This window comes from Roseovarius pelagicus, assembly GCF_025639885.1.
Taxonomy (GTDB): domain Bacteria; phylum Pseudomonadota; class Alphaproteobacteria; order Rhodobacterales; family Rhodobacteraceae; genus Roseovarius; species Roseovarius pelagicus.
Window position 1 is genome coordinate 1,339,228 of the sequence record NZ_CP106738.1, and the last position, 24,874, is coordinate 1,364,101.

At 62.6% G+C, this 24,874-nt stretch carries 27 protein-coding genes and 1 riboswitch; of the genes, 13 read left to right on the forward strand and 14 right to left on the reverse strand.

The genetic code is table 11. The features are described 5' to 3' along the window. Positions 1-105: 105 nt before the first annotated feature. Genes ispH through N7U68_RS07650 form a run of 6 tightly spaced genes read left to right on the forward strand, consistent with a single transcriptional unit; the run spans position 106 to position 3,789 of the window. On the forward strand, positions 106-1,056 hold the full coding sequence (ispH, locus tag N7U68_RS07625) for a 4-hydroxy-3-methylbut-2-enyl diphosphate reductase (RefSeq protein ID WP_263048736.1): 951 nt from the start codon (positions 106-108) through the stop codon (positions 1,054-1,056). Continuing rightward, positions 1,053-1,667, forward strand: coding sequence for a LysE family translocator (locus N7U68_RS07630; RefSeq protein ID WP_263048737.1), 615 nt, complete (start codon positions 1,053-1,055; stop codon positions 1,665-1,667). Before ispH ends, N7U68_RS07630 begins: the two co-directional genes overlap by 4 nt. Continuing rightward, positions 1,664-2,113, forward strand: a complete 450-nt coding sequence (locus tag N7U68_RS07635; protein ID WP_263048738.1) for a DUF3429 domain-containing protein — start codon at positions 1,664-1,666, stop codon at positions 2,111-2,113. The genes N7U68_RS07630 and N7U68_RS07635 overlap by 4 nt, the downstream gene beginning before the upstream one ends. Continuing rightward, on the forward strand, positions 2,086-2,706 hold the full coding sequence (locus tag N7U68_RS07640; protein ID WP_263048739.1) for a class I SAM-dependent methyltransferase: 621 nt from the start codon (positions 2,086-2,088) through the stop codon (positions 2,704-2,706). Before N7U68_RS07635 ends, N7U68_RS07640 begins: the two co-directional genes overlap by 28 nt. Beyond that, the gene (gene rnhA / locus N7U68_RS07645; RefSeq protein ID WP_263048740.1) at positions 2,699-3,169 is read left to right on the forward strand and encodes a ribonuclease HI; all 471 of its coding nucleotides are present in this window, start codon (positions 2,699-2,701) and stop codon (positions 3,167-3,169) included. The genes N7U68_RS07640 and rnhA overlap by 8 nt, the downstream gene beginning before the upstream one ends. Next, positions 3,166-3,789 carry a trimeric intracellular cation channel family protein gene (locus N7U68_RS07650; protein WP_165196738.1) on the forward strand — a complete coding sequence of 208 codons (624 nt, stop codon included), beginning with the start codon at positions 3,166-3,168 and terminating at the stop codon, positions 3,787-3,789. The genes rnhA and N7U68_RS07650 overlap by 4 nt, the downstream gene beginning before the upstream one ends. Before the next feature lie 4 nt (positions 3,790-3,793). On the opposite strand, the gene N7U68_RS07655 is transcribed toward N7U68_RS07650, so the two are convergent. The 5 genes from N7U68_RS07655 to def (N7U68_RS07675) all read right to left on the reverse strand — a co-directional run bounded on the left by N7U68_RS07655 (position 3,794) and on the right by def (N7U68_RS07675) (position 6,345). Further along, entirely contained in the window at positions 3,794-4,030 is a 237-nt protein-coding gene (locus N7U68_RS07655; protein WP_165196736.1) for a GlsB/YeaQ/YmgE family stress response membrane protein, read from the reverse strand. Continuing rightward, on the reverse strand, positions 4,030-4,278 hold the full coding sequence (locus N7U68_RS07660; protein WP_165196734.1) for a hypothetical protein: 249 nt from the start codon (positions 4,276-4,278) through the stop codon (positions 4,030-4,032). Before N7U68_RS07660 ends, N7U68_RS07655 begins: the two co-directional genes overlap by 1 nt. A 14-nt stretch (positions 4,279-4,292) precedes the next feature. Then, positions 4,293-5,198 (reverse strand): methionyl-tRNA formyltransferase, encoded by a 906-nt coding sequence (gene fmt, locus N7U68_RS07665; RefSeq protein WP_263048741.1) that lies wholly within the window; start codon positions 5,196-5,198, stop codon positions 4,293-4,295. Between the two features lie 129 nt (positions 5,199-5,327). Further along, the gene (gene def, locus N7U68_RS07670) at positions 5,328-5,822 is read right to left on the reverse strand and encodes a peptide deformylase (RefSeq protein WP_263048742.1); all 495 of its coding nucleotides are present in this window, start codon (positions 5,820-5,822) and stop codon (positions 5,328-5,330) included. Positions 5,823-5,826: 4 nt separating this feature from the next. Beyond that, positions 5,827-6,345, reverse strand: a complete 519-nt coding sequence (gene def, locus N7U68_RS07675; RefSeq protein ID WP_165196728.1) for a peptide deformylase — start codon at positions 6,343-6,345, stop codon at positions 5,827-5,829. Positions 6,346-6,446: 101 nt separating this feature from the next. Between def (N7U68_RS07675) and N7U68_RS07680 the strand changes: the two genes are divergently transcribed. Beyond that, complete coding sequence (locus tag N7U68_RS07680) at positions 6,447-7,619, forward strand: MalY/PatB family protein (protein ID WP_263048743.1); 1,173 nt, start codon at positions 6,447-6,449, stop codon at positions 7,617-7,619. A 19-nt stretch (positions 7,620-7,638) separates the two neighbouring features. Here the strand turns inward: N7U68_RS07680 and N7U68_RS07685 are convergent, their stop codons facing one another. The 8 genes from N7U68_RS07685 to N7U68_RS07720 form a co-directional block, all read right to left on the reverse strand. Then, on the reverse strand, positions 7,639-7,992 hold the full coding sequence (locus N7U68_RS07685; protein WP_165196724.1) for a hypothetical protein: 354 nt from the start codon (positions 7,990-7,992) through the stop codon (positions 7,639-7,641). Between the two features lie 81 nt (positions 7,993-8,073). Then, complete coding sequence (gene cobM / locus N7U68_RS07690) at positions 8,074-8,847, reverse strand: precorrin-4 C(11)-methyltransferase (protein WP_165196722.1); 774 nt, start codon at positions 8,845-8,847, stop codon at positions 8,074-8,076. Between the two features lie 39 nt (positions 8,848-8,886). After that, positions 8,887-10,686 (reverse strand): precorrin-3B C(17)-methyltransferase, encoded by a 1,800-nt coding sequence (cobJ, locus tag N7U68_RS07695; RefSeq protein ID WP_263048744.1) that lies wholly within the window; start codon positions 10,684-10,686, stop codon positions 8,887-8,889. Continuing rightward, entirely contained in the window at positions 10,677-11,378 is a 702-nt protein-coding gene (gene cobI / locus N7U68_RS07700) for a precorrin-2 C(20)-methyltransferase (RefSeq protein ID WP_263048745.1), read from the reverse strand. Before cobI ends, cobJ begins: the two co-directional genes overlap by 10 nt. Before the next feature lie 55 nt (positions 11,379-11,433). Beyond that, positions 11,434-12,636: a precorrin-6y C5,15-methyltransferase (decarboxylating) subunit CbiE gene (gene cbiE, locus N7U68_RS07705; protein ID WP_263048746.1), complete on the reverse strand. Its 1,203-nt coding sequence runs from the start codon at positions 12,634-12,636 to the stop codon at positions 11,434-11,436. A 72-nt stretch (positions 12,637-12,708) separates the two neighbouring features. Then, positions 12,709-13,350: a precorrin-8X methylmutase gene (locus tag N7U68_RS07710; RefSeq protein ID WP_263048747.1), complete on the reverse strand. Its 642-nt coding sequence runs from the start codon at positions 13,348-13,350 to the stop codon at positions 12,709-12,711. Positions 13,351-13,419: 69 nt separating this feature from the next. Then, positions 13,420-14,673: a sirohydrochlorin chelatase gene (locus N7U68_RS07715; RefSeq protein ID WP_263048748.1), complete on the reverse strand. Its 1,254-nt coding sequence runs from the start codon at positions 14,671-14,673 to the stop codon at positions 13,420-13,422. Beyond that, positions 14,670-14,894: a DUF6732 family protein gene (locus N7U68_RS07720; RefSeq protein WP_165196712.1), complete on the reverse strand. Its 225-nt coding sequence runs from the start codon at positions 14,892-14,894 to the stop codon at positions 14,670-14,672. Before N7U68_RS07720 ends, N7U68_RS07715 begins: the two co-directional genes overlap by 4 nt. A 341-nt stretch (positions 14,895-15,235) precedes the next feature. Between N7U68_RS07720 and N7U68_RS07725 the strand changes: the two genes are divergently transcribed. The 4 genes from N7U68_RS07725 to N7U68_RS07740 all read left to right on the forward strand — a co-directional run bounded on the left by N7U68_RS07725 (position 15,236) and on the right by N7U68_RS07740 (position 19,240). Next, the gene (locus N7U68_RS07725) at positions 15,236-15,613 is read left to right on the forward strand and encodes a DUF1636 family protein (protein WP_165196710.1); all 378 of its coding nucleotides are present in this window, start codon (positions 15,236-15,238) and stop codon (positions 15,611-15,613) included. A gap of 14 nt (positions 15,614-15,627) precedes the next feature. After that, entirely contained in the window at positions 15,628-16,539 is a 912-nt protein-coding gene (gene cbiB, locus N7U68_RS07730; protein ID WP_263048749.1) for an adenosylcobinamide-phosphate synthase CbiB, read from the forward strand. Positions 16,540-16,662: 123 nt separating this feature from the next. Beyond that, positions 16,663-17,841, forward strand: a complete 1,179-nt coding sequence (locus tag N7U68_RS07735; protein WP_263048750.1) for a lytic murein transglycosylase — start codon at positions 16,663-16,665, stop codon at positions 17,839-17,841. A 205-nt stretch (positions 17,842-18,046) separates the two neighbouring features. Next, positions 18,047-19,240 (forward strand): DMT family transporter, encoded by a 1,194-nt coding sequence (locus N7U68_RS07740; protein ID WP_165196704.1) that lies wholly within the window; start codon positions 18,047-18,049, stop codon positions 19,238-19,240. Positions 19,241-19,309: 69 nt separating this feature from the next. On the opposite strand, the gene smc is transcribed toward N7U68_RS07740, so the two are convergent. After that, entirely contained in the window at positions 19,310-22,765 is a 3,456-nt protein-coding gene (gene smc, locus N7U68_RS07745; RefSeq protein WP_263048751.1) for a chromosome segregation protein SMC, read from the reverse strand. 292 nt (positions 22,766-23,057) lie between these two features. On the opposite strand from smc, the gene N7U68_RS07750 reads away from it, so the two are divergent. Further along, positions 23,058-24,317 (forward strand): D-amino acid dehydrogenase, encoded by a 1,260-nt coding sequence (locus N7U68_RS07750; RefSeq protein ID WP_165196700.1) that lies wholly within the window; start codon positions 23,058-23,060, stop codon positions 24,315-24,317. Between the two features lie 61 nt (positions 24,318-24,378). Continuing rightward, positions 24,379-24,603: riboswitch (cobalamin riboswitch) on the forward strand. Between the two features lie 34 nt (positions 24,604-24,637). Continuing rightward, positions 24,638-24,802 carry a CbtB domain-containing protein gene (locus tag N7U68_RS07755; RefSeq protein WP_165196698.1) on the forward strand — a complete coding sequence of 55 codons (165 nt, stop codon included), beginning with the start codon at positions 24,638-24,640 and terminating at the stop codon, positions 24,800-24,802. Positions 24,803-24,874: the final 72 nt, after the last annotated feature.

Genomic DNA, 24,874 nt, shown 5'->3' on the forward strand with positions numbered 1-24,874 from the left:
GATAAATACCGAGTGCGCCAAGCGAGCATAGCCGGGGAAAATCCTGTCCGCATGGTTTACCTCGACCGGGGAAAACCTTACCTCTGCCCCAACAGGAGATGAATGATGACCAAGCCGCCTCTCACGCTCTATCTGGCCGCGCCGCGCGGGTTCTGCGCCGGTGTGGATCGGGCGATCAAGATCGTCGAGATGGCGTTGGAAAAATGGGGGGCGCCAGTCTATGTGCGCCACGAGATCGTGCACAACAAATACGTGGTCGACGATCTGCGCGCCAAGGGGGCTGTCTTTGTCGAAGAGTTGGACGATTGCCCAACGGACCGTCCGGTGATCTTTTCCGCGCATGGTGTGCCCAAGGCGGTGCCAGCCGAGGCCGCGCGGCGCGAGATGATTTATGTCGATGCCACCTGTCCGCTGGTCAGCAAGGTGCATGTTGAAGCAGAACGCCACCACGAGGCAGGACTACAGATCATTATGATCGGCCATGACGGCCACCCCGAAACCATCGGCACGATGGGACAGTTGCCGGAGGGCGCCGTGCTGTTGGTGGAAACAGCAGAGGATGTGGCGAATCTGAACGTGCGTGACGAATCCGAACTGGCCTATGTCACACAAACCACGCTGTCGGTGGACGACACTGCCGGGATCGTGGCCGCGCTCAAAACGCGGTTCCCGGATATTCGCGGGCCGCACAAGGAAGACATCTGTTACGCCACCACCAATCGGCAGGAGGCGGTCAAAGCGATGGCCGCGCAAGCCGATGCGATGCTGGTGGTGGGTGCGCCCAATTCGTCCAACTCGCGCCGTCTGGTCGAGGTCGGTGCGCGGGCCGGATGCACTTATGCGCAACTGGTGCAGCGCGCGAACGATATCGACTGGCGCGCACTGGAGGGGATGCGCAGTCTCGGGCTGACCGCTGGAGCGTCGGCACCCGAAGTGCTGGTAAACGAAGTGATCGACGCATTGCAGACCCGCTACGACGTGACCATCCAACAGGTCGAAACCGCAGTGGAAAATGTCGAGTTCAAGGTGCCCCGCGTCCTGCGGGTGCCCGCGTGAGCCTGCAATTCGTGATAACGGCGCTGGTGGTGGTGCTCGCCCCCGGCACGGGTGTGATCTACACACTGGCCATCGGGCTGGGTCAGGGGCGGCGTCCCGCGCTGATCGCGGCGGCCGGATGTACGATCGGCATTGTGCCGCATTTGATGGCGGCCACGTTTGGTCTTGCGGCGCTACTACATACCTCGGCACTGCTGTTTCAGATCGTAAAATTCTGCGGGGTGGCCTATCTGCTATACCTTGCGTGGCAGGCGCTGCGCACCGATGGCGCGCTCAGCGTCACCTCCGAACGCACGACACAACCCGGCTGGCACATTGCCCGGCGCGGCATGCTGCTGAACCTGCTCAATCCGAAGCTGTCGATCTTCTTTCTGGCGTTGCTGCCGCCATTTCTGTCCGGTGATCCCACACGGGCCACAGGCGAAATGCTGTTGATGGGTGGCGTCTTTATGGTGCTGACATTTGCGGTATTCGTCCTTTATGGACTGTTTGCTGCAACTGCGCGCGACTGGGTGCTGCGGTCAGAACCGGTGATGCGCTGGCTCAATCGTGGTTTTGCCGCGATCTTTGCCGCGCTGGCTGCCCGTCTGACGATGGAGCGCGCCGCGTGAACGTTCCGCGCCCTGCCCTGTTGCTCGGCCTCGCTGGCCTGATCCCATTTCTGTGGGGGGCTATGACCGTACTGTTGCCCGATCTGGCGCTCTGGACAGCGCAGACTGTCGGCGGTCGATTTGCCGGGCCGTACGTGATGCTGTTCTACGGCGCGATCATCCTGAGCTTCATGTCCGGGGTGCTCTGGGGCTTTGCCACCCGGCTGGAAGGCGCGCAGGCTGCGACTGGATACGCATTGTCGGTTATCCCCGCGCTCTGGGCGTTTTTCATGACCGGGGGCGGCCCAACAGGGGCGGGCATGTCGCTGATGGCGGGATTCGCCGGGTTGTTAGGGCTCGACTGGTTGTTCTGGCGCTATGACGCCGCACCGCCGTGGTGGATGGCGCTGCGGGTGCCGATGACGGCAGTGGTGTTGGCATGTCTGGGCATAGGAGTGTTTTTGTGAGCGCAGATGATGAAACTCTAAGCGTCTATGGCGCGCAGGCGGCGCGATACGCGGCGTTTACCGACGGCAGTGTGGATGACCCGCACCTGAGTCGGTTCATTGCGGATGTTGTACCCGGCGGACGCGTGCTGGATCTGGGGTGTGGACCCGGCGCCGCGGCGGCACAGATGGCACAGGCCGGGCTGGTCGTGGACGCGACCGATGCTGTGCCAGAGATGGTGGATATGGCGACAGCCGCCCATCCCGGCGTGACGGCATGGATCGCGACATTCGACGACATTGCGGGTGTCGATCTATACGATGGTATCTGGGCCAATTTCAGCCTGCTGCATGCACCCCGCACCCTGATGCCTGCCCATCTGGCAGCATTGCGGACAGCGCTGAAACCCGGCGGGCGATTTCACATCGGACTAAAGACGGGCAAAGGCGAGAAGCGCGATGCGATTGGCCGCCTCTATACCTATTACGAGGCTGACGAGCTGTCCGATCTGCTGACCGCCGCCGGGTTCAGCCCACGCGATCAGTGGACCGGTGCCGATCCGGGGCTGGATGGCACTGTGGCGCCTTGGGTGGTGATTGCCGCCAATGGTTAAGCTGATTGCGTATACAGACGGTGCCTGTTCCGGCAATCCCGGCCCCGGTGGCTGGGGTGTGCTGATGCGCGCCTTGCAGGGCGATGCCGTTGTCAAGGAACGCGAGCTGTCAGGCGGCGCACCGGACACCACCAACAACCAGATGGAACTGATGGCAGCCATCAGCGCGCTCGAAGTGCTGGAGCGCGCCAGCACCCTGACGATCGTGACCGACAGCCAATACGTTAAGAACGGCGTGACCGGATGGATTCACGGCTGGAAGCGCAACGGCTGGCGCACGGCGGCGAAAAAGCCAGTTAAGAATGCCGAACTATGGCAGCGGCTCGATGCGGCGCAGGCACGCCATGACGTGACATGGGAATGGGTCAAGGGCCATGCCGGTCACCCAGAGAACGAGCGCGCGGACGAATTGGCGCGTGCTGGCATGGCCCCGTACAAACCGGATGGAAAGACCACGACATGAGCGCGCTCACGTTTCTCGACTACGCTTCGGTTCTGGTCTTTGCGCTGACGGGCGCGCTGGTGGCGAGCAGGGCACAGCTTGATCTGGTGGGGTTCGCCTTTATCGCCTGTCTGACAGCGGTAGGCGGTGGCACGCTGCGCGACGTGATGCTGGACCGCAACCCGATCTTCTGGATCGCGGACCCGACCAATATCGGCGTTGCCGTCGGCGCGGCCGCGCTGGTGTTTTTCACCGCACATCTGGTCGAGAGCCGCTATCGCTGGTTGCTATGGTTGGACAGTTTCGCACTGGCCGTGGCGGTTCCCGCAGGCGTGGCAGTCGCGCTGCTGATGGCGCAATCACCGCTGGTGGTGGTGCTGATGGGCATGGTCACAGGCTGCATGGGCGGGCTGATGCGCGATGTGGTCGTCGGCCAAGTGCCACTGGTTCTGAAACAGGGCGAGCTATATGTCAGCGCCGCCTTTGCCGGGGCTGCACTGGCGGCTGGCATGGATCATCTGGGGTTTGAGCAGAACCTCGTGCTGATCGGCTGCGCCGCGCTTACCTGGACACTGCGGGCGGGATCACTGTTGTTCGGGTGGTCCTTGCCGGTTTATCGTGGTCGCCCGCCACGGGTCTGATCAGCTATCTGCGCCAGTAGGTTTGCCACAACCAGATCAGCAGAACCGCGCCAAGGACAGCCCCGACAAAGCCGCCCAGCATCCCGAAGACCGCTGCGACAAAGCGCAGGATCACCCCGCCGATGATTGCACCGATGATGCCGATGCCGATAGTGGTGACGACATTGGTATCGAGCCGCATCAATCGGGTGGCAAGAAACCCGGCGGCAGCACCGATGATGATCAGCGCAGCGATGGGCATCAGCGGCGCCCCCGGCCGCGCCAGTGGGTCGGCACGATAATCAGTGCCCCGATCGACGACAGGATCGCGTCAACGCCGGGCGCGCCAAAACGCAGGCCGAACATGATCCGCAGGAAATAGAACAGGAACGCGCCACCCACGCAGATGATGATCGACGCGACATATCCATTGCGGGTAAAGCCGGACCTTTCCGACAGGTAGCCGACGATACCCGCGATCACCACTGTGCCGATCAATACTGGAAACATCGTCGTCCCCTCGCCTATAACCGCGTGCCGCGTGGCACTGGATGACCGCGCAGGAATGCCTCGCAATCCTGCGCCCGCCCCCCGGCCCGTTGCAAGCGCAAAAGCTGTACCGCGCCCTGCCCGCAAGCGACGCTCAGTGCATTATCCAATACTTCACCCGGCGCGCCGCAACCTCGGCCCAGCCGGGAGGCCAGCAGTTTCACGCGCGCGCCGCCGATTTCGGTCCATGCACCGGGAAAGGGCGAGAGCCCGCGGATATGCCTGTCGACCTCTGTCGCGCGCCATGCCCAATCTATGCGGGCCTCTGATTTGTCGATCTTCTCGGCGTAGGTAACGCCATCCGGCGACTGCGGCTGCGGCGTCAGGCTGTTCAACTGCGCCAGCGCATCAATGATCAGTACGGCCCCCATCCGTGACAGCCGATCATGCAACGCACCGGTTGTTTCCTCATCCCCGATGCTAGTGATGTCGCGCAGCAGCACAGGGCCAGTGTCCAGCCCGGCCTCCATCTGCATGATGCAGATGCCGGTCTCCGCGTCCCCCGCCATAATCGCGCGGTGAATGGGCGCTGCACCACGCCAGCGTGGCAACAACGAGGCATGAATATTCAGACACCCGTGCCGAGGCATATCCAGCACTGCCTGTGGCAGAATCAGGCCATAGGCGACAACCACAGCAACATCGGCACCGAGCGCCGCAAAGTCTGCCTGCACATCCGGCGATTTCAGGCTGATCGGGTGGCGCACATCCAATCCCAACTCCAGCGCACGTGCGTGCACCGGTGTCGGGCGGTCCTTCTTGCCGCGCCCGGCGGGCCGGGGCGGCTGACAATAGACTGCCGCGATTTCGTGACCGCCTGCGACCAGTGCATCCAACACAGGTACGGAAAAATCCGGCGTTCCCATAAAGATGATCCGCATCGCATCCCTTTCGATTTTCGCTCGGGTTTCTGCCGTTAGCTGTGAGAGTTTAGAGAACGGTGAAAGGCATGCATTCAACTGTCATCGTTCTTCAAACACTCAATACCCGGATCAGAACCGGGCACACCGTCAGCCCTTTTTGCGTGCCCGGCGCAACAGCATGTCGCGTTTCACCTTGCTTAGCCGGTCGAAATACATCCGCCCGTTCAGATGATCGATCTGGTGTTGCACGGATGTCGCCCAAACACTGACAAAATCGCGCTCTTCAATCTCGCCCTCGGCATTCAGAAACCGCACGGTGACAGCACGGGGGCGTTCGACCGGGGCCGAAACACCGGGCAGGTTCGGGCTTGCCTCGACATGACGCCGCAACGTCACGCTGGCGTGCAGCACTTCGGGGTTGGCCATACGCACCGCTTGGCCGCGGGCTTCGGAGGCGTCCACCACGGCAAGGCGCAACATCACACCAATTTGCGGCGCGGCGAGACCAAGCCCCGGCATCGCCTCCATCGTGTCGATCATGTCATCCCAGTGACCGCGTATGTCATCTGTGATGCTCTCAATCGGTTCGGCGGCAGTGCGCAGGCGTTTGTCCGGCCACGGAAGGCAACGACGTACAGTCATCGGCTCAAACCCGCGCCTGTTCGCGCTTGAGCTTTTGCATGCGCCGCGTGATCAGTTGCCGTTTCATCGGGCCGAGATAATCAATGAACAGTTTGCCGTTCAGATGGTCAATCTCATGTTGCACGCAGGTGGCCCACAGGCCGTCGAATGTGGCGGTCTGCTCTGCCCCGTCGCGGTCGATCCAGCGCACGTCAACTTCGGCCGGGCGGGTCACTTCGGCAAACTGGTCGGGGATGGACAGGCAGCCTTCCTCGTAAACGTTGGTTGTGTCGGAGCGGGCGATAACCTCGGGATTGAACATCACCATCGGGCGTGGTGCCTCACCCTCTTCCTTGACGCAATCAAGCACGATCAGCCGCTCGATCACACCGACCTGCGGTGCCGCGAGGCCGATACCGGGCGCATCATACATTGTCTCCAGCATGTCATCCGCCAGCGCGCGCAAGGCATCGCTGAGATCGACAACAGGAGAACAGACCTTTTTCAGGCGCGGATCGGGATGGATGAGGATCGGCATTTTCATGGTGGTTCATGTAGGACATGGCGCGCAGGTCTGCAACGGGCTTGCACCTGCCCGGCAATCGGCTAGCGTGCGCCGCGTATGTACAAGAGGACCGTTTGCAAATGAGTTTCGACCAGATCATCGACCGCCGTGGCAGCAACAGCAGCAAATGGGACCTGATGGAGACCGCCACCGGCGTCAGCCCGGATGACGGAATCGCCATGTGGGTTGCCGATATGGATTTCGCCGCGCCTGATTTTCTGCAGGACGCGGTGCGGGGTTTGCTGGACAAGGCCAACTATGGCTATTTCAGCGGCGAGCCCGAAATGAAACAGGCCGTCGCATGGTGGATGCAAGAGCGCCACGGCTGGACGGTTTCGCCCGATGCGATGTTCTCGACCTTTGGTCTGGGCAATGCGATTGCTATGTGCCTGCAGGCGTTTACCGATCCGGGTGATGAAGTCATTATCTTTACCCCTGTCTACCACGAGTTCACCAACAAGATTAACAAGTGCGAACGCGTGGTGAAGGAAAGCCCGCTGGTGATCCGCGACGGCGTCTATCGCATGGACCTTGACGCGTTGGAGGCATCGCTCAGCGGGCGCGAGCGCGTGGTATTGTTTTGCTCACCGCACAACCCTGCGGGCCGCGTCTGGTCACGCGAAGAGTTGCGGGCGCTGGCCGCCTTTTGTGCGCGTCACGATCTGCTGCTGATCTCTGACGAGATTCATCACGATCTGGTCTATCCCGGACAAAAGCACATTCCGATGGCGGTCGCGGCCCCTGACGCCGTGAACCGTGTGATCATGCTGACTTCGGCCTCAAAGACGTTCAACATCGCGGGGGCGCGGCTCGGCATTGTGTCGGTGCCGGACGAGGCCCTGCGCACGCGCTTCGCGGCAGTTTTTCGGGCGCTGGACGTATCGCCCAACCTGCTGGGCGTGGTACTGACGCAGGCAGCCTATAGCCCGCGCGGGGCCGAATGGGTCGATGCGCTGGTGCGATATCTGGACGACAATCAGCATTTCTTCGTCAACGCCGTCGACGAGATTCCCGGACTGTCGGCGATGCCGATGCAATCGACCTATCTGGCATGGGTCGATTTCACCAATACCGGCATGTCGATGGACGAGGTCACGACGCGGGTAAAGCAAACGGCGCGACTCGCCCCCAGTATGGGCGTCGTGTTCGGCTCCGGTGGTGAAAACTGCCTGCGGTTCAATCTGGGCATGCCCCAAGCACAGGTCACAACTGCCGTCGAGCGTCTGCGCGCAGCGTTTTCCGATCTGCAATAACTGACGCTACCTTGTCGCGCTATCCGCCCTTGGTGATCAGCGCGACAGGGGCATCCGGCGCGCGCACGAAATCGAGCGGCTGTTCGCCCGACACATCTGACCGCTGCTTGAAATCAAACAGGATCTCGCCCGCCTCCTCGCCGGAGGCGAAGATCAGGCAATGAGCAAGGTGGCGGGGGCCGTCGTAAAGCTCGACCAGCCCACGCTGCGGCGGTGCATCCGCGGCCGCAATCGAGAACCCGCCGGGCCATGTGCGCAGGACCCGGTAGCTGACCTCGTCGGCGACGACCCTCAGGCGTTGCGATTTCATCAGCGCCGCCTTGCGCGCGGCGTCCAGCCCGGCCTGCACATCGGCTGGCAAATGCGTAATCATGGCGCTCCCCCTTGAGAACTGCGCCAAGGGTGGAGCAATTGTGGTTCTGATCAAGTTAAGTTTTTGCGAAACCTGCCAGAGTCACCCATTTGCCACCACTTTCGGGCGCAGCACGTGCGGGATTTGCGGATCATATAACGCACTGTCCTTGAAATCGCGTACTTCACCCAACACTGGCCCGACCAGTGTCAACGCGGTGCGGGTGATCTTCTCGGCGCGCACCTTGGCCTGAATGTCGCTTAGCGTGCCACGAATGAACATCTGGTCGGGCCAGCCAACACGGTAGGCCACCACCACCGGACAGTCCGCCCCATAATAGGGCGACAGCACGCGCGATATTTCGCGCAGGTTCCGCACCCCCAGATGGATCGCCAGTGTTGCGCCGGTTCGGGCAAAATTCTCCAGCGTTTCGCCATCGGGCATTGACGTTGACTTCATCGACACGCGCGTAAGGATGATCGACTGCGCCACTTCGGGCACGGTCAGTTCCTGTCCCAGTGCCGCCGCCGCCGCCGCATAAGCCGGCACGCCGGGGATGATCTGGTAATCGATCCCATCAGTGCGCAGGCGTCTGATCTGTTCGGCAATGGCCCCATAGAGCGACGGATCGCCTGAATGCACCCGCGCCACATCCTGTCCACGCGCATGGGCCGCGACGATCTCGGCGTGGGTGTCGTCCAGCGTCATCGGCGCGGTGTCCATCACCCGCGCACCTGCGGGTGCACAATCCACCACCTCTGGCGGCACCAGACTGCCAGCATAGAGGCACACGGGGCAGGCCCCGATGATGCGCTGCGCCTTGAGCGTCAGCAATTCCGGGTCACCCGGACCAGCACCGATGAAATAGACCGTCACCGCGCCCCTCCTTCTTTTTTGTGTAAAATGCTCAAATCGTCACCCTTGCCCTGCCAAATCGCCGTCGATCTTGCGCGCATAGCCCCGCGGGGTGAACATGCGCGGTCCCTCGCCCAGTTGCGCCAGCCGCGAGTTGCTAGACCCGATCAGAACGACGGTCAGCATATCAACCTCGTCGACCTCCAGCTGGTCCAGCCTGCGATAGCGAACGTTCTCCTCAGGGCGGCCCAGCGAACTGGCCAACATAACCGGCGTATCCGCCGGGCGGTGTTGCAGCAGAATGTCACGCGCCTCTGCCAACAGCGTCCGGCGGGTCTTGCTGACCGGGTTGTAGAAGGCGATGACAAAATCACCCTCAGCGGCGGCCTTCAGCCTGCGCAGGATGTCGGCGCGAGGCGTCAGCAGATCGCTGAGAGAAATCGTACAGAAATCGTGCCCCAGTGGTGCCCCGGCCCGCGCCGCGGCCCCTTGCAGCGCCGACACGCCCGGCGAGCAGATCACGTCGACCCGGTGGGCAGCATCACTGACGCCCATTTCCTGGGGAGCGCGATCCAACAGCTCGAACACCAGTGCTCCCATGGCGTAGATCCCCGCATCCCCGGAGCATACCAGCGCCACGTTCTTACCCAGCGCGGCCTGTTCCAAAGCATAGCGGCAGCGTGCTTCTTCACCACCCAGCGGGAAATCGCTGCGCGTTTTACCCGCAGCCAGCGGTCCCAGCAGATCGATGTAAAGGCCGTACCCCACCAGTTCTTCGGCATCCGCAATCAGGCGGCTGACCTCGGGCGTGCGCCACGCCGCCTGTCCGGGGCCAATGCCAACGACACTCAGCCGTCCACGCGCGCGGCCCGGCATGGTTGTGATGACAGTGTCGCTGCGGCAAACGGCGCAGGTCGTCGTCGCGGTCTTGTGTTTCTCTACGACCAGCGCGCCGCCTGCCGCCAGTGCCGCGCCCTCGGCCACGCCGTGACAGCCCACCTCGGCAAAGACCACATCAGACGGATTCGCCAGATGCGCCGACTGCGCCTCCAGCTCTGCCGCAGTGAACAGACGCAGCGGCACACCCAGCCGGGCAGCGACCACGTTCATCGCAGGCTCGTCCGCCTTGAGGTCAATGGTGGCGACGCAGGCAATCGCACCGGGTGCGATCCCGGCCTCCGCCAGTGTATCGTTCACATGTGCCCACATCTCTTCGGGATCAGCGTTGCGCGCGCATCCCAACCCCAGAACGTGACACTGGGGATGATAAATCAGCCGCTCTTCATCGCCTGATTGGGGGGCCTCGGTGGTGATCAGTTCAACCTGTCCACCCGTGTCCGCGATGTCGAAAATATTCTCTCCTGTCACACGGACACCTGCCCCCGACAACATCGCTGCCATCGCGCCTTTGGCATGTTCCGGGTTGGCCAGCCGATAGCCCGGTGGCGGTGCATCCAGCGCCGCCCCCATTGCCACGTCACCTGCTGTCGTGACTGCCGCAACCGCACCCAGACCCGCCGCGATTTCAGTCGCCAGCCGATTGGCGCCGCGATGCCCGCCCAGAAGCGGGATCACCACCGCGCCATCATCGCTAACCGACACCACCGGCGGTTCGGTCCGCTTGTCCGACAAAAGCGGTGCCACCGCACGGATAAGGATGCCTGACGCACAGACGCCCACGATGGGTACGCCCGCCGCAAAGAGATCGCGCGCGTGATCAAGCGCATTGGCAAAGTAAGCATCCGCCTGTGCAATACGGCCCTCACGGCCATGCACGGGCGCACCAATCAGGGTGGCGATACGGTGCGCGACCGCTTCGCCAGAGGCGCTGAGCGCCAGAACTACGGGGGTTACAGCCACGGGTCGGCCCCTTTCGTGAGCAGGATCATGGAAAAATAGGGCGCGTTTGTCGGCGCCTCGGCCAGTGGGCAAACCACCTCTTGGGGCAGGCTGGCGCGTTCGATATAGACAGCATGTTCGGTCAGGCCCAGCGTATCAATGACGGCGCGTATTTTGGGCAGGTGGCGGCCAACCTTCATGATAGCCACGCTTTCGGCCCCCTCGATGCGGGCGCGCAATTCCGCTTCGGGCAGCGGGCCGGGCAACACTGTCAGACGCTCATTGCGCGCTGCCAGCGGCAAGCCTGCGCGCGCCGCACAGGCGGTAATGGATGTTACGCCGGGTATGACCTGCACATTGAACCGGTCCTTGAGACGGGCAAAGAGATACATGAACGAGCCATAGAAAAACGGATCTCCCTCGCAGAGGCAAACCACATCCTCACCGGCCTCCAACGCCACAGCGATCTCCCGCGCGCCCTTGTCATAGGCAGTCTGCGCCGGGGCCCGCGCCGTGGTCATGGGCACATCCATCACAATCTCGCGCGTGCCCGGGGCAATCGCATCCGCCGCAATCGCGCGGGCAAAACTCTCGCCGCCCGCCAGCGCCGGATAGGCGACGACCCGAGCGCCCGAAATCAACCGGTGCGCGCGCAGGGTCATCAGATCCGGATCACCGGGGCCAAGGCCCACACCATAAAGCACCCCGGTCACGCGCGGCGCTCCACGAAGGGTTTCAATATTCCAACAATACTCGTCATCGCCGTCATCATCGCTTGATCAGGCTCCATTGGGTGACCGGCATCAACGGACGCCAGCCGGTGAGATTGCCGATCGGTTCGGCTCGGTTCACCTGTAGTTTCACCAATTGCCCGCCATGCGCCTTATGCAGCGCGATCAACACCGCTTCGCTCTCCAGCGTGACCGCATTGCACACCATTCTGCCCAACGGGCGCAGCGCCGCCCAGGCGGCATCAAAGGTCTCAACACTCAGCCCGCCACCGATGAACACAGCATCCGGTGCAACCAACCCTGTCAATGCCTCCGGTACATGCCCCTCGACCAGTTGCAATTGCGGTGTTCCCAGCGCCAGCGCGTTGGCGGCTGCCATCGCGCGACGATCCGCGCGCGGCTCGATCCCGATAGCGCGCGCATATCGTGCTGCGCGCATCCATTCGACTGCAACCGAGCCGCAACCAGTTCCGATATCCCACAGCAAGGCACCGCGCATCGGCATCAGCTTGGCCAGCGTCGCAGCCCGCACGTCCTGCTTGGTCATGGTCCCGTCGTGCTGAAACATGTCATCCGGCAGCCCCGGCACCCGTGGCAGTAACGCCGCATCCGGCGCGGCGATACAGTCCACCGCCAAGGTGTTGAACGCTGGCACTGAATGGTCCCAATCCTGCGCGATCCCGTCAAAACGGGCCTCTCGGTCGCCCCCCATGGCCGCCAAAACGGTCATGCGCGATGTCCCGAATCCACGTTGGGTCAAGAACCGCGCGATCTGCGCCGGGGTCTCTGCCCCCGTGGTCAGGATTAAGAGACGCGCACCCGGCTGAATGAAGGCAATCATCTGCTCAACCGGGCGACCATGCACAGTGAGTGTTTCGACATCCGCAATGCTCCACCCCATGCGGGCGGCAGCAAGCTGAAAGGCGCTGAGCTGCGGATGATAGACGATCTGCGCGGGATCGATGGCGCGCCCGATCCGTGCACCGACCGAGAACCAGAGCGGATCGCCGGTGGCGAGAACCACAACCCGCCGCCCCTTGTACCCACGCAGTACGTCGATCAGCGCATCGAACGGCGAAGGCCATGCGACACGCTCGGCGTCGATGGCGCTGGACAGATCATGGTGGCGGTCGCCGCCTATAATCACCTCGGCGGCGTCCACGATCGCGCGGGTCGCAGGGAGTAGACCGGCAAGCCCCTCTTCACCGATACCGACAATATGCAGCCACTGTTCAGACATGATGAATCCTCGGCGAAGCGTGCAGAAAATTCGGCGAATTTTCTGGTGGGAAATTTTTCGCGAAAAGTTTTGTCACTGTGCCGTGACCTCCGGCAATCCGGCGGCAAGCGCGTTAACCGCCGCAGATGCGATGGCCGAGCCACCGCGCCGACCGCGCAGGGCGATGAAGTCGCAACCACGGGGGTTGGCGGCCAACTCTGCCTTGCTCTCGGCGGCACCGACGAAGCCCACCGGGAAACCGAGAATCACTGCCGGGCGCGGAGCGCCCTGATCAATGAGTTCGAGCAGATGGAAGAGTGCCGTTGGGGCATTGCCGATTGCCACCACCGCGCCCTCCAGATGATCGGCCCAAAGCTCGACCGCCGCCGCCGAGCGGGTGTTACCGATACCCGCTGCGATGTCCGGCACACGGGGATCGTTCAAGGTAACGATGATCCGGTTATCGCGCGGCAGATACCGACGGATAATTCCCGCACCGACCATTTCGCAATCGCACAGCACCGGCGCGCCCGCCGCAAGCGCCGCGCTTCCGGCCTGATAGGCGTCGTCGGAATACGCCAGACGGTCGGCAACCTCGATCATGCCACAGGCATGGATCAGCCGTACCGCGAGCGCCTCCATTCCGGCGTCGAACCGGTCGAGTTGCGCCTCGCGGCGGACGGTCGCAAAGCTTTGGGCGTAGATCGCCGAAGGGGATTTTTCGTAGGGGCGCACAATCGGACTTTCAGGTTTTGGGCAGCCTTTGGATGCCTCCGGCGGGGATATTTTAAGCAAGAAGAAATTTTAGGCGTTTGTTTTTCGGGCGCTTTCCGGGCCGTGCGGGTGGTTAGCATGCGGGTAGTGGGCATGCGCATGGTCATGATCATGATGGTGGTGATGATCGTGGGCATGATCGTGGTGGTGATCATGGTGATGGTGGTGATGGTGGTGGTGGCCCACATTTTCCAGACGGCAGCGGCCCGTGCAAAATGTATCGCAGAGCGCACAATCGGCAACGTTGGATCCGGGGGCAGAGGCGCCCTGCCCTTCGACGTGGTGGTGGTGGCTTTCCTGCACCGCCCCCACTTCGGCCTCGAATCCCAGTACCTGAGTGCGGTATTTGCACAAGACACAAGTGGGCGGTGGCGTGGCACCGAAGGCCGGGTGACCGGTACCGTTGTCGCGGGCAATGGCAGCGCGCTCCGCCGGGCTGATCTTGCGCACTTCTTCGCCCTCGATGGCGAGGATTTGTGTACGGTATTGGCACGTTCCGCAATTCGGCGGTGGCACGTCGCCGATCTGCTCGGTCACGCGTTCGGCGAAGGTTTCCAAAACCTTTGGGTGATCGCCCAGATAACCGGCCTTGACGAATTGCATATCCGGGTGCTGCGACGCGACCTGATCGGTGAAGCCATAGATGCGGTCAATCAGGATGCCGGAAAACAGAAAATAGGGAAAGACGATGACGCGCTTATAACCCAGTCGTGCGACGTGTTGCAGGCACGGCTCCACCAGCGGGAACGTAACGCCGGAATAGCCCACTTCGCACCAGCCAAAGCCGATACCTTCGTGCAGCATGCGCGCGATTTTCGAGACGTTGCCATTGGCGTCGGGGTCGGATGCACCACGGCCGATCACAACGAGGCAGGTGTCGTGCAGCGCCACCTCGCCCAGTTCGGCATTGGCGCGGTCCACGGCCTCTTGCACCCGCGCGCCTGCGGCGGTGATCATCTTTGGATCGACACCCAGTTCGCGCCCATAGCGGACGTCGATTCCATGTCGGGCGGCGTAGGTGTTCAGCACTGTGGGGATGTCATTTTTGGAGTGCATCGCAGCAAAGAGCATGCCGGGCACTGCGAGGATCCGATCACAGCCCGAGGCCCGCAGACGATCCAGACCATCACGGATCACCGGGTTGGCGAATTCAAGATAACCATATTCCATTTCCCAGTCATCGGGCAGATAGGCAGGCAGTTTTTCCGCCAGAACGCTGAATTCATCCACGGCATCCTGACTGCGCGATCCGTGTCCGCAGATCATCACGCCCGTCTTGGTCATTGCGCTTCTGCTTCTTGCAGTTCTTCGTCCTGTTCGGCCTCTGCCGCGCGCGCCTTTGCCTTCTCGCGCAGACCGGCCCACAGGCCAATGGCGATGGCTGCACCGATTGCTGCCGCGCCAAGCCAATGGCCATGGCCTGCGGCCTCGGCCAAGTGTCCGGGATGTGCCTGAGCCATATCTGCGCCGACGCAAAGCGCGACAATCATAAAGGTTTGTTTCATCTGCGGGTCCCTTCTCTTACACGTTTTGCGAAAAGGGGTCGCGGGACGCCATGCCTAGTGGCAGCCGCCTCATTGACGATGCGGATCATGGTTCCCGATATGGGTCAACCGTTCCTCCGCGCACCTTTCCGGCCCGTTTCCGGGCGTCGTCGCCCCTTTCTATACCCAGCATAACGCGGGCTTGCAAACCAAGAAGCGACACGACGCGGTCCCTTTGCGTAGTCCAGACCGCCGATGGGACATGATGATACGGGTCGCGCTGGAAATGCTTGTGCCGCTCGTGGAAATCCGGTTGATAAGCACGAAACCGACGACCCACCAGCCAGACAGGGACCGCCCCGATGACCACTTGGATAACGATCTGCGACACCTGCAAGCGCGACGATTGGCATGAGCAGACCCATCAGCGCCCCCATGGCGAGGATCTGGCGGAACTGGTCGAGGTGGCGGCCCAAGGACGTGGCGTGCGTACCCGCCGGGTGTCATGCCTGATGGGGTGCAAGCATGGTTGCAATATCGCGATACAGGCGCAGGGCAAGCTCGCGTATACGTTGGGCGATTTCCTACCCGATAGAGAGGCCGCAGCGGCCATCGTCGATTATGCCGAAATGCACGCGGAGAGCGACACAGGTCGGGTGCCGTTTCGGGAATGGCCACAGGGGGTCAAAGGACATTTCGTGACCCGCCATCCACCCCTGCCGGATACGGACGACGCCTGAGAGATGGACGTCGAATGAGCGTTTTCACCTGTCTTGTCGTGGCGCTGGTCCTGGACGCCATGTTGGGCGAGCCGCGCTGGCTATGGTCACGCGTGCCCCACCCTGCGGTCGTAATGGGCCGTGCGGTTTCAGTGCTGGACCAGCATTGGAACACCGGCGCGGCCCGGCGGGCCAAGGGCGTCGCGGCTGTGGCGGTGTTATGCATCGGTGCGTGGATCATCGGGACGCTGCTGGGCGCATTGGGTGGGATGATCTCTGCTCTGATCGTGGCGGTTCTCGTCGCGCAACGCTCTCTCATGGATCATGTCGATGCCGTCGCGACCGCACTGCGCGTGTCGCTGGGGGATGGGCGTCGCGCCGTGGCGCAGATTGTCGGGCGCGATACGGCACCGATGAACCGTGCGGACATCTCACGTGCCGCCATCGAATCAGCGGCGGAAAATTTCAGCGACGGGGTGATTGCGCCGATCTTCTGGTTTCTGGTCGCAGGCGTGCCGGGCATCGTTCTGTACAAAGTAGTCAACACTGCCGACAGCATGATCGGCTACCGGACCGAACGGCACCGCGATTTCGGTTGGGCGGCGGCGCGGCTGGATGACGTGCTGAACTGGATACCTGCCCGGCTGACGGCACTTTTCATCGCGGCTCTGGGCGGCGGGCTGCGATCATGGTCGCAGATCACCGCAGAAGCGCAACTGCATCGCTCGCCCAACGCCGGTTGGCCAGAGGCGGCGCTGGCACGAGCGCTGGGTGTGGCGTTGGCCGGTCCACGATCCTATGACGGCGCGTTGCGCGACTACCCTTTTGTCAATCCGGTAGGCGTACATCAGATCGGCCCCAACGAGATCGACGCAGCCACCCGCATGTTATGGCGGGTTTGGGGCGCGGTTTTGCTGGCGGCACTGTTCTGCGCGCTCGTGCTCTGAGGCCCGGCGCGCTGGTGACAGCCGGCACTGCGCGGATCGCGAAAAGAGTCCAATCGCCGAATTCGATTCAAATTTTCGCTTTGCCCGTCTAGGCTGTTGAAAACACCATATGATGAGGCCCCAATGCGTTTATTCAAATGTCTTTCGACTGCCCTTCTGATCGGGACCGGCATGCCCGCTCTGGCCGCTGGCACCTGTGGCGGTTCATTTAACGGATTCGTGCAAAGCATGGCGAACGAGGCGGTATCGCGTGGGCACGATGCCGGTACGGTAAAGCAGTTCTTTGGGTCAGTACGACAGGACGGCAAGGTTCTGAAGGCGGACCGCGCGCAGGGCGTGTTCCAGAAACCTTTTACCGAGTTTGCACAACGCCTGATCAGTTCGAACCGGTTGACCACGGGGCGCGCCAAAGCCAAGCAATACAACAGCGTATTCAAACGGATCGAGCAGGAATATGGCGTCAGCCGGGGCGTATTACTGGCCTTTTGGGCGTTTGAGACCGATTTCGGCGGCTTTCAGGGTGATTTCAACACGCTGAATGCGCTGGTCACGTTGGCGCATGATTGCCGACGCCCGCATCTGTTCCGCCCACAGGTTTTTGCCGCGCTGGAGCTATACGAGAAGGGTGACTTTGATCCGCGCCGCACCACGGGCGCGTGGGCGGGCGAGATTGGGATGGTGCAGATGTTGCCACGCGACATTCTGGTAAATGGCGTGGATGGCGATGGCGACGGACATGTATCGCTGAAAACTTCGGCCCCCGACGCATTGCTGTCGGGGGGCAAGATGCTGTCGCATCTGGGCTGGCGCAAGGGCGAGCCGTGGTTGCAGGAGGTCGCGGTGCCTGCGAACCTCGACTGGTCACAAACCGGCCTGCGCACGACGAAGCGCGCATCGGACTGGGCCGCGCTGGGCGTGAAACCGCGCCATGGCAAACTCGCGGGGCATCTGCCCGCCAGCATCATTCTGCCAGAGGGGCGCAAGGGGCCGGCGTTCATCGCCTATCCGAATTTCAGTGTCTATTTCGAATGGAACCAAAGCTTTACCTACGTTCTGACCGCCGCTTATTTCGCCAATCGGCTAGAAGGGGCGCCGGTGATGACGCGTGGCAACCCTGAACCGGGGCTGAGCAGCAGCCAGATGAAGCAACTGCAACGCAAGCTGACGGCACGAGGTTACAACGTGGGCAAAGCCGACGGAATTTTGGGGGCTGGCACCCGCGCGGCAGTGCAGGACCTGCAGCAAAAGCTGGGCTTGCCCGCCGACGCGTGGCCGACCGGAGCGTTGCTGTCAAAGCTCTGACAGAACAACATAAAATCTGATATTCTGTAGCAAATTACAGTAGCGGCCCTGCACTCGCAAAACCTGTGATGCGGGGCCGCTTCACGCTGACGTGAACGCACGTTATCGCGCCAATCCGAAACTTTCCTGACCGGACCTGCGTGGCTCTGGGCAACACGCTTGAAACGGCACTCATGCCTCAAGCGCAAAACGGAAAGCGAAATCGATGCGCGATGCGATCCAGGCCAGCCCTCTTGCCCCCGTCGAAACGGCGGGTTTGCGGGCACGGCTGGCCCCCGCCACTGTTGGCGCATTGCTGGCGTGGGGAGCAGTCCTGATCTATGCTGCATCGAATTCCATCGTCACCCTGCTGGTCGGGATCGGGGCGCAGAACACGCTGCCCGGTGGGCACAATGCGATCACCTATGCCAATCTTCTCGTGCTCGGCTCGATCATCTCGCTCGGTCCGATCGCGCTACTCTATCGCCGCGATCTGACACGCGCCAACCTACGCCGCCTGACGCGCCGCGATTGGCGCATTCTGATGTTGTCTGCCGTGTTGTCCTCGGCCCTGACACCGGGGCTGTTTTTCTACGCGTTGGAGCATACGACCGTTACCAATGTGGTCCTGATTGGCCGGATTGAACCGCCGCTGTTCCTGCTCGCGACGTGGCTATTCCTCAAAGAACGGCTGAACCCCTATGCGCTGCTCGCCGGATTGATCGCTTTGGCTGGTGCGATCGTGATCATCGGGGCAGGCCACGAGGGCGGGTTTACCTTCGGCAAGGGTGAGATCGCGACCATCGCTGCAACTTTGTCGTTCATCGCCTCGACGCTGGTTACACGGGTCGGGTTGCGCGATGTTCCGGTCGGCATCTTTTCGACCTTTCGCACGGTGATCGGTACGGCCGTCTACGTGGCATTGACGCTATGGCTGCGGGGCAGCGCACCGTTTCAGGGCATCCTGTCGCCGGTGCTCTGGAACTGGGTCTGGCTCTATGCCGGGATTGTCATTGTCGTGGGCCAATTGGTCTGGACACTGGCGCTGAAACACGCCCGCGCGGATGATGTCTCGCTCGCCACATCGTTTTCGCCGCTGGCCGCGATCTTCTTTGCGATGCTGCTGCTGGGCGAGGTGCCCGGCCCCGGCCTGCTGCCCGGCGCAATGATCATCGTGCTGGCCATCGTGATCGGTCAGTATGGTCGGCGCGGCGAACCAACCCCAGCGCATCCCCAGCTCTTTGCCTCTCTGCCGGTCACGCCCCGCCCGGCACACCGCATTGCGACACGGCAAATCGAATTTAACTCAGACGAACCGACACGGGTTGATGCATGGCCAACATGGCGGGGCGGAACCGGCGATGCGGGGGGCGCCCCGCCAACGCAGCAGGTGCGCCGCGCGCGGTGGCGGCGCAGATAGATCGGTCCGATCTGGAAATGATCGTCGGAAGAGAACTCCGACGATTGTTGCGATTGCCTTCGGCAGGAATCAGGCGACCATCGCCTCGGCCTTGCGCAGATCCACTGACACCAATTGCGACACGCCCTGTTCAGCCATCGTAACGCCAAAGAGGCGGTCCATGCGGCTCATGGTGACGGCGTTGTGGGTGATGGTGAGAAAGCGGGTTTCGGTGCGGCGGCACATTTCATCCATCAGATCGCAGAACCGCGCCACGTTGGCATCATCGAGCGGCGCATCGACCTCGTCCAGAACACAAATCGGTGCGGGATTGGCAAGGAACACCGCGAAGATCAGCGCCAGCGCGGTCAGGGTCTGTTCCCCCCCGCTGAGCAGGCTGAGCACACTGAGTTTCTTGCCCGGCGGCTGACACATGATTTCCAGCCCGGCCTCCAGCGGATCATCGCTCTCGACCAGAACCAGATTGGCCTCGCCACCGCCAAAGAGATGCTTGAACAGCAGCGAAAAGTTGCTGTTAACCTGCTCGAAGGCCGTCAAGAGCCGCTCTCGACCCTCGCGGTTGAGGCCCGAAATGCCGCCACGCAATGCCTTGATCGCCTCTTCGAGGTCGGTCTTTTCGGCAACCAGCGCGTCATGCTCTTCCTGCACCTCCTTGGCGTCTTCTTCGGCGCGCAGGTTGACCGCGCCCAGCGCGTCGCGCTGACGCTTGAGACGGTTCACATCTGATTCGAGCGTGTCAGAGGCAGGCATGTTCTCAGGATCGGCATCGAGAGTTTCAAGCAGTGCCTCAGGCGTGCATTGCTGCTCTTCTTCGATGCGGTCGGCGGCAGTCTTGCGCGCCTCGCGGGCGGCATCCGTGCGAGCCTCTGACCGGGCGCGCGCCTCTCGCGCCTCGGAAGCGGCGCGTTCGGCATCGCGTTCGGCCAGACTGGCTGCGCGAGCAGCGGATTCACCCGCCGACAGGGCATCGGCGGCAGCGGCGCGGCGTGCTTCGGCAGTGCTGATGTTACCCGACATTTCGGCGCGGCTCTCGGCAATCTGGTCGGGCACTCCGGATGCATCCAGCAGTTCTGCCCCGGCGGCGTCCTTGCGCTCTGCCAGTTCGGCGCTGCGTTTTTCAGCAGTCTCAAGGCGATGGCGCCAACCGCTGATTTCCTTGGTCACTTCTTGCGTGCGGCGCAGACGCGCCTCGCCCTCTCGGCGCAGTTCGTCATGGGCAGAGCGGCGTGACATCATGGTGATGCGCGCGGCCTCGACCGTCAGCTTGATATCCTCGACGCGCGCGCGCTCTGCGTCCAGATCCCCCAGATCGGCCAGCCCTTTCTCGGCTTCTTTCAATTGCGTGCGGGCGGCCATCGCCTCTTCTTCGTGGCGGGTCACGGCCAGTCCCAGCGATTCCAGTTTCGATGCGGCGAGGTTGCGGTCAGCCTCGGCACGGCTTAGCGCGCGGTTGGCTTCGTTTACGGCCGTATCGGCCGCACGACGCGCGTTACGCGCATCCTTGTCCGCCTGCGTTCGCTCGGCCAGTTGCGTGCCCAGCAGTTCATGGGCACCACGGGCCCCATCCGCGCGGGCACTGGCATGTTCCAAGAGTTGTTTCAGCTCTTCCAGACGGTTGAGCTGTTCCAGCCGGAGGGCAGCGGCGGTCGGTGCGTCCTCGGCCCACGCCCGGAACCCGTCCCACCGCCACAAATCCCCCGCCAGTGACACCAGACGCTGGCCGGGCAGCAGATCCGCCTGCAGGCGCGGGCCATCCTCGGCCTCGATCAGGCCAATCTGGCCCATTCTGCGGGCCAGTACGCCGGGGGCCGTGACGTGGCGCGACAGCGGCGTCACACCGCCGGGCAATGCCTGCGGTGCTACGTATCCGGGCAGAATCGCCCAGCCGGACGGGCCGCTATCATCCACCTCAGGCGCGCGCAGATCATCCGACAATGCCGCGCCCAGCGCCTTTTCAAACCCCGGCTCGACCTGAAGACGGTCGAGTATCTGACCGCCATCGCCGGTGTCGCGATCCACAAGCCGCGCCAATGCCGATACTTCGGCGCTAAGCGCGTTCACTTCGCCCTCGGCCTCGGAACGTTCAGCGCGTGCGTCGGCCTCTCTCGACTGGGTTTCGGCGCGCGCTTCATCCGCGGCGATCAGGGCGGCTTCGGCTTCTTGCGCGGCTTGTGTTGCCGCGGCCTCGGCGGCCCCTGCGGCGGCGTGGTCGGTGCCAGCCTGCTCCAACGCTGTGCGCTGGGTTGCCGCGGCGCTGCGGGCGCGCTCGGCCTCTGCTTCGCTACGGGTCAGCAGGGTGCGGCTGTCCGATAGCAATCGCTGTGCGGACTGGTGGCGCGCGGCGAGGCGTGCCACGTCTTCGGTCAAGGTGCTGAGATCGCTCTCGCGATCCTGCAAGACACCGGCCGCATCGCGCGCCTCGGCGGCAGCGGCCTCTAGCCGCTGGTCGTGGCCTTCGCTGGCGCGTGCCAGTTCGCGCGCCTCCCATTCGAGCCGCTCTATGGTCTCGCCCGCGTCACGGTTCAGGCCGCTTTCGCGATCGATGTCACGGGCCAGTTGCTCGATACGCGAGCCAAGTGTTTCGATCCGTGTGCGGGCAGCTTTTTCCTGATCATCGAGCGCGCCACGCTGCACTTCCAGCCGTTGCAGAACGGCGGCGGCGATCGCCTCTTCTTCGCGCAGGGCGGGCAGCGCATCGTCGGCAGCAGTGCGCGCCTTGGACGCCTCGCGCGCGGCCCCCTCGGCGCGGGCTGTGGCGGTCGTGCGTTCGCGCAGTTCGGCTTGTGCAGCCGCCAGCGCCTCGTCCGCCTCTTTCCAGCGCCGGTACAGCAGCAACCCCTCGGCCTGCCGCAGTTCTTCGCCGATGGCACGATACCGGGCGGCCTGACGCGCCTGCCGACCCAGTTGTGCCAGTTGCGCCGCCAGTTGCTCGATCACGTCATCGACGCGGGTCAGGTTAGTCTCGGCACCTTTCAGCTTCAGCTCGGCCTCATGCCGACGCTGGTAGAGACCGGAAATGCCAGCTGCCTCTTCGAGGATGCGTCGCCGGGCCTTTGGCTTGGCGTTGATCAGTTCGGAAATCTGACCCTGTCTGACCAACGCGGGGGAATGTGCCCCGGTGGACGCATCGGCAAAGAGCATCTGCACGTCACGCGCGCGTACATCCTTGCCATTGACCTGATAGGCGCTGCCCACGTCGCGGGTGATGCGCCGGGTGATCTCGATATGATCGGAATCGTTGAACCCGGCAGGCGCAAGACGGTCGGCATTGTCGATATGTATCGTGACTTCGGCGAAGTTGCGCGCCGGACGCGAGGCCGCCCCGGCAAAGATCACGTCCTCCATCCCGCCGCCACGCATTGCAGTCGGGCGGTTTTCGCCCATGACCCAGCGCAATGCCTCCAGCAGATTCGATTTGCCACAGCCGTTCGGACCCACGACGCCTGTCCGCCCATCGGCGATAATCAGGTCAGTGGGATCAACGAAGCTCTTGAAGCCGGTCAGTCTGAGTTTAGAGAAGCGCAAATCGCCTGCCTGTCCTTTGCTGGATGTGTTTATGTCGCGTCGGAATTGGCGCCCAATGTGGCGAGCGTTCAAAGGGCATGTCAACGCAAAACCACTGGATATACCCCAAAGCCCGCACTTATCCACAAGATATTGCGCATCATATCCCGTTCCACACGCATCGCCGCAGTCTTCAGTCGCGAGAATAGACCAAATTCGGGAAATATCAGTACCTCGCGCGGAACGTCCCAGATCACTTGTGATTGCGCGACGGAGCGCCCATGCTGAGATTAACAAATCAGGAGGCCATCGGATGAAGATCATCGTTATGGGCGCAGGCGTCATTGGGGTCACAACGGCGTATTATCTGGCCAAGCAGGGTGCCGAGGTCGTCGTGCTCGACCGTCAGGCCGGGCCGGGGTTGGAGACCAGCTATGCCAACGCGGGCGAGCTGAGCTATGGCATGACATCGCCTTGGGCCGCGCCGGGCATTCCGATGAAGGCCGTAAAGTGGATGTTTATGAAGCGGCGACCGCTCTTTATCTGGCCATTGATCAGCCCGACCATGTGGAAATGGTGCGTGCAGATGGTCCGCAACTGCAACGAGGACGCCTACCGCCTGAACAAGGGGCGCATGGTCCGCGTCTCGAACTATTCGCGCGATGTAATGCCGGATCTGATTGCCGAGACAGGCATCGATTACGAGGGGCGCGAACAGGGTACACTGCAATTGTTTCGCACGAAGAAGCAACTGAAGGGGTCGAAGGCGGATCAGGACATTCTGGCTGAATACGATTCGCCATACGAAGTGCTGGACCGGGATGGCTGTATCGCCGTTGAGCCGGCCCTGGCCGAAGTGAAGGATAAATTCGTGGGCGGGTTGCGCCTGACCGCAGATCGCACCGGCGATTGCCGCCTTTTCACCATCGCGCTGGCCGAGAAATGCGCCGAAATGGGCGTCGAGTTCCAATACGGCCAGTCGATCCGATCCATCGCCATCGAAAATGATCAGGTAGCAGGCGTCGACACCGAGATCGCCGGACGGATTACCGGCGACGCCTATGTTTGTGCGTTGGGCAGTTATGGCCCGCGCGTGTTGAACCCGATCGGGGTCAAGCTGCCGGTCTATCCGGTCAAGGGATATTCCGTGACGCTGCCCGTGACCGAGGATCAATATGCGCCACAATCGACAATCATGGACGAGACCCACAAGGTCGCGATCACCCGGCTGGGCGACCGCATCCGTGTCGCCGGCACAGCAGAGATTGCAGGATTTTCCAACCGTCTGGGCCCGCACGCAACCGACACCGTCAAGCATGTGATCAGCGATCTGTTTCCACGCGGCGGCGACATCTCGCGCGCGGAAGGCTGGACCGGCCTGCGTCCGATGACACCCGATGGCACACCAGTGCTGGGTCCGTCAAAATACAGCAACCTGTTCCTGAATACTGGCCATGGCACACTGGGCTGGACGATGGCCTGCGGGTCGGGCCGGGCCGTGGCTGACGTGGTGCTGGGCCGCACGCCCGAAATCTCCTTCGACGGACTGACGGCGGACCGCTACGCGCGCTGATCAGGGTCGCTCCACACCCGCGCCGTGTCGGAATCGTCCTTGACGCATTCGCGGGGGCGGGTCATACCAGAGGAGCTAAGGTTCCCCAAAGACGCAAAGCGTCCGGGGATGAATTGGGAATGAAGTGACGGTGGACCCATGCAGGGCGCCCAGTCTTCAGCCGCCCCCGCGACTGTCAGCGGTGAGCCCCTGCCATATGCCACTGAACCCCACTCGGGGGTTTGGGAAGGCGGCAGTCAGGTGATGACCCGCAAGCCAGGACACCAGCCCTAGCTTGGTTCAAACGCGCCTCGGGTGAGAGGCGAGAAGGAGACGACAATATGACTGCACTGGTTCAATCCGCCGCAAAATCCACTGTCCTGCCCGCGATCATGGCGCTGGGTCTTGGGCTTGGCATCATCACAATCGCTGGTCACGTTCAGGCATCTGCCCTGCATGACGCAGCCCATGATGTGCGCCACGCCACCGGCTTCCCCTGCCACTGACAGAGATCCGCATTCTATCTGACGACAGATCGAATGCTGTGTGCAGATAACGTCTGAAATCCGTGCAGCAAT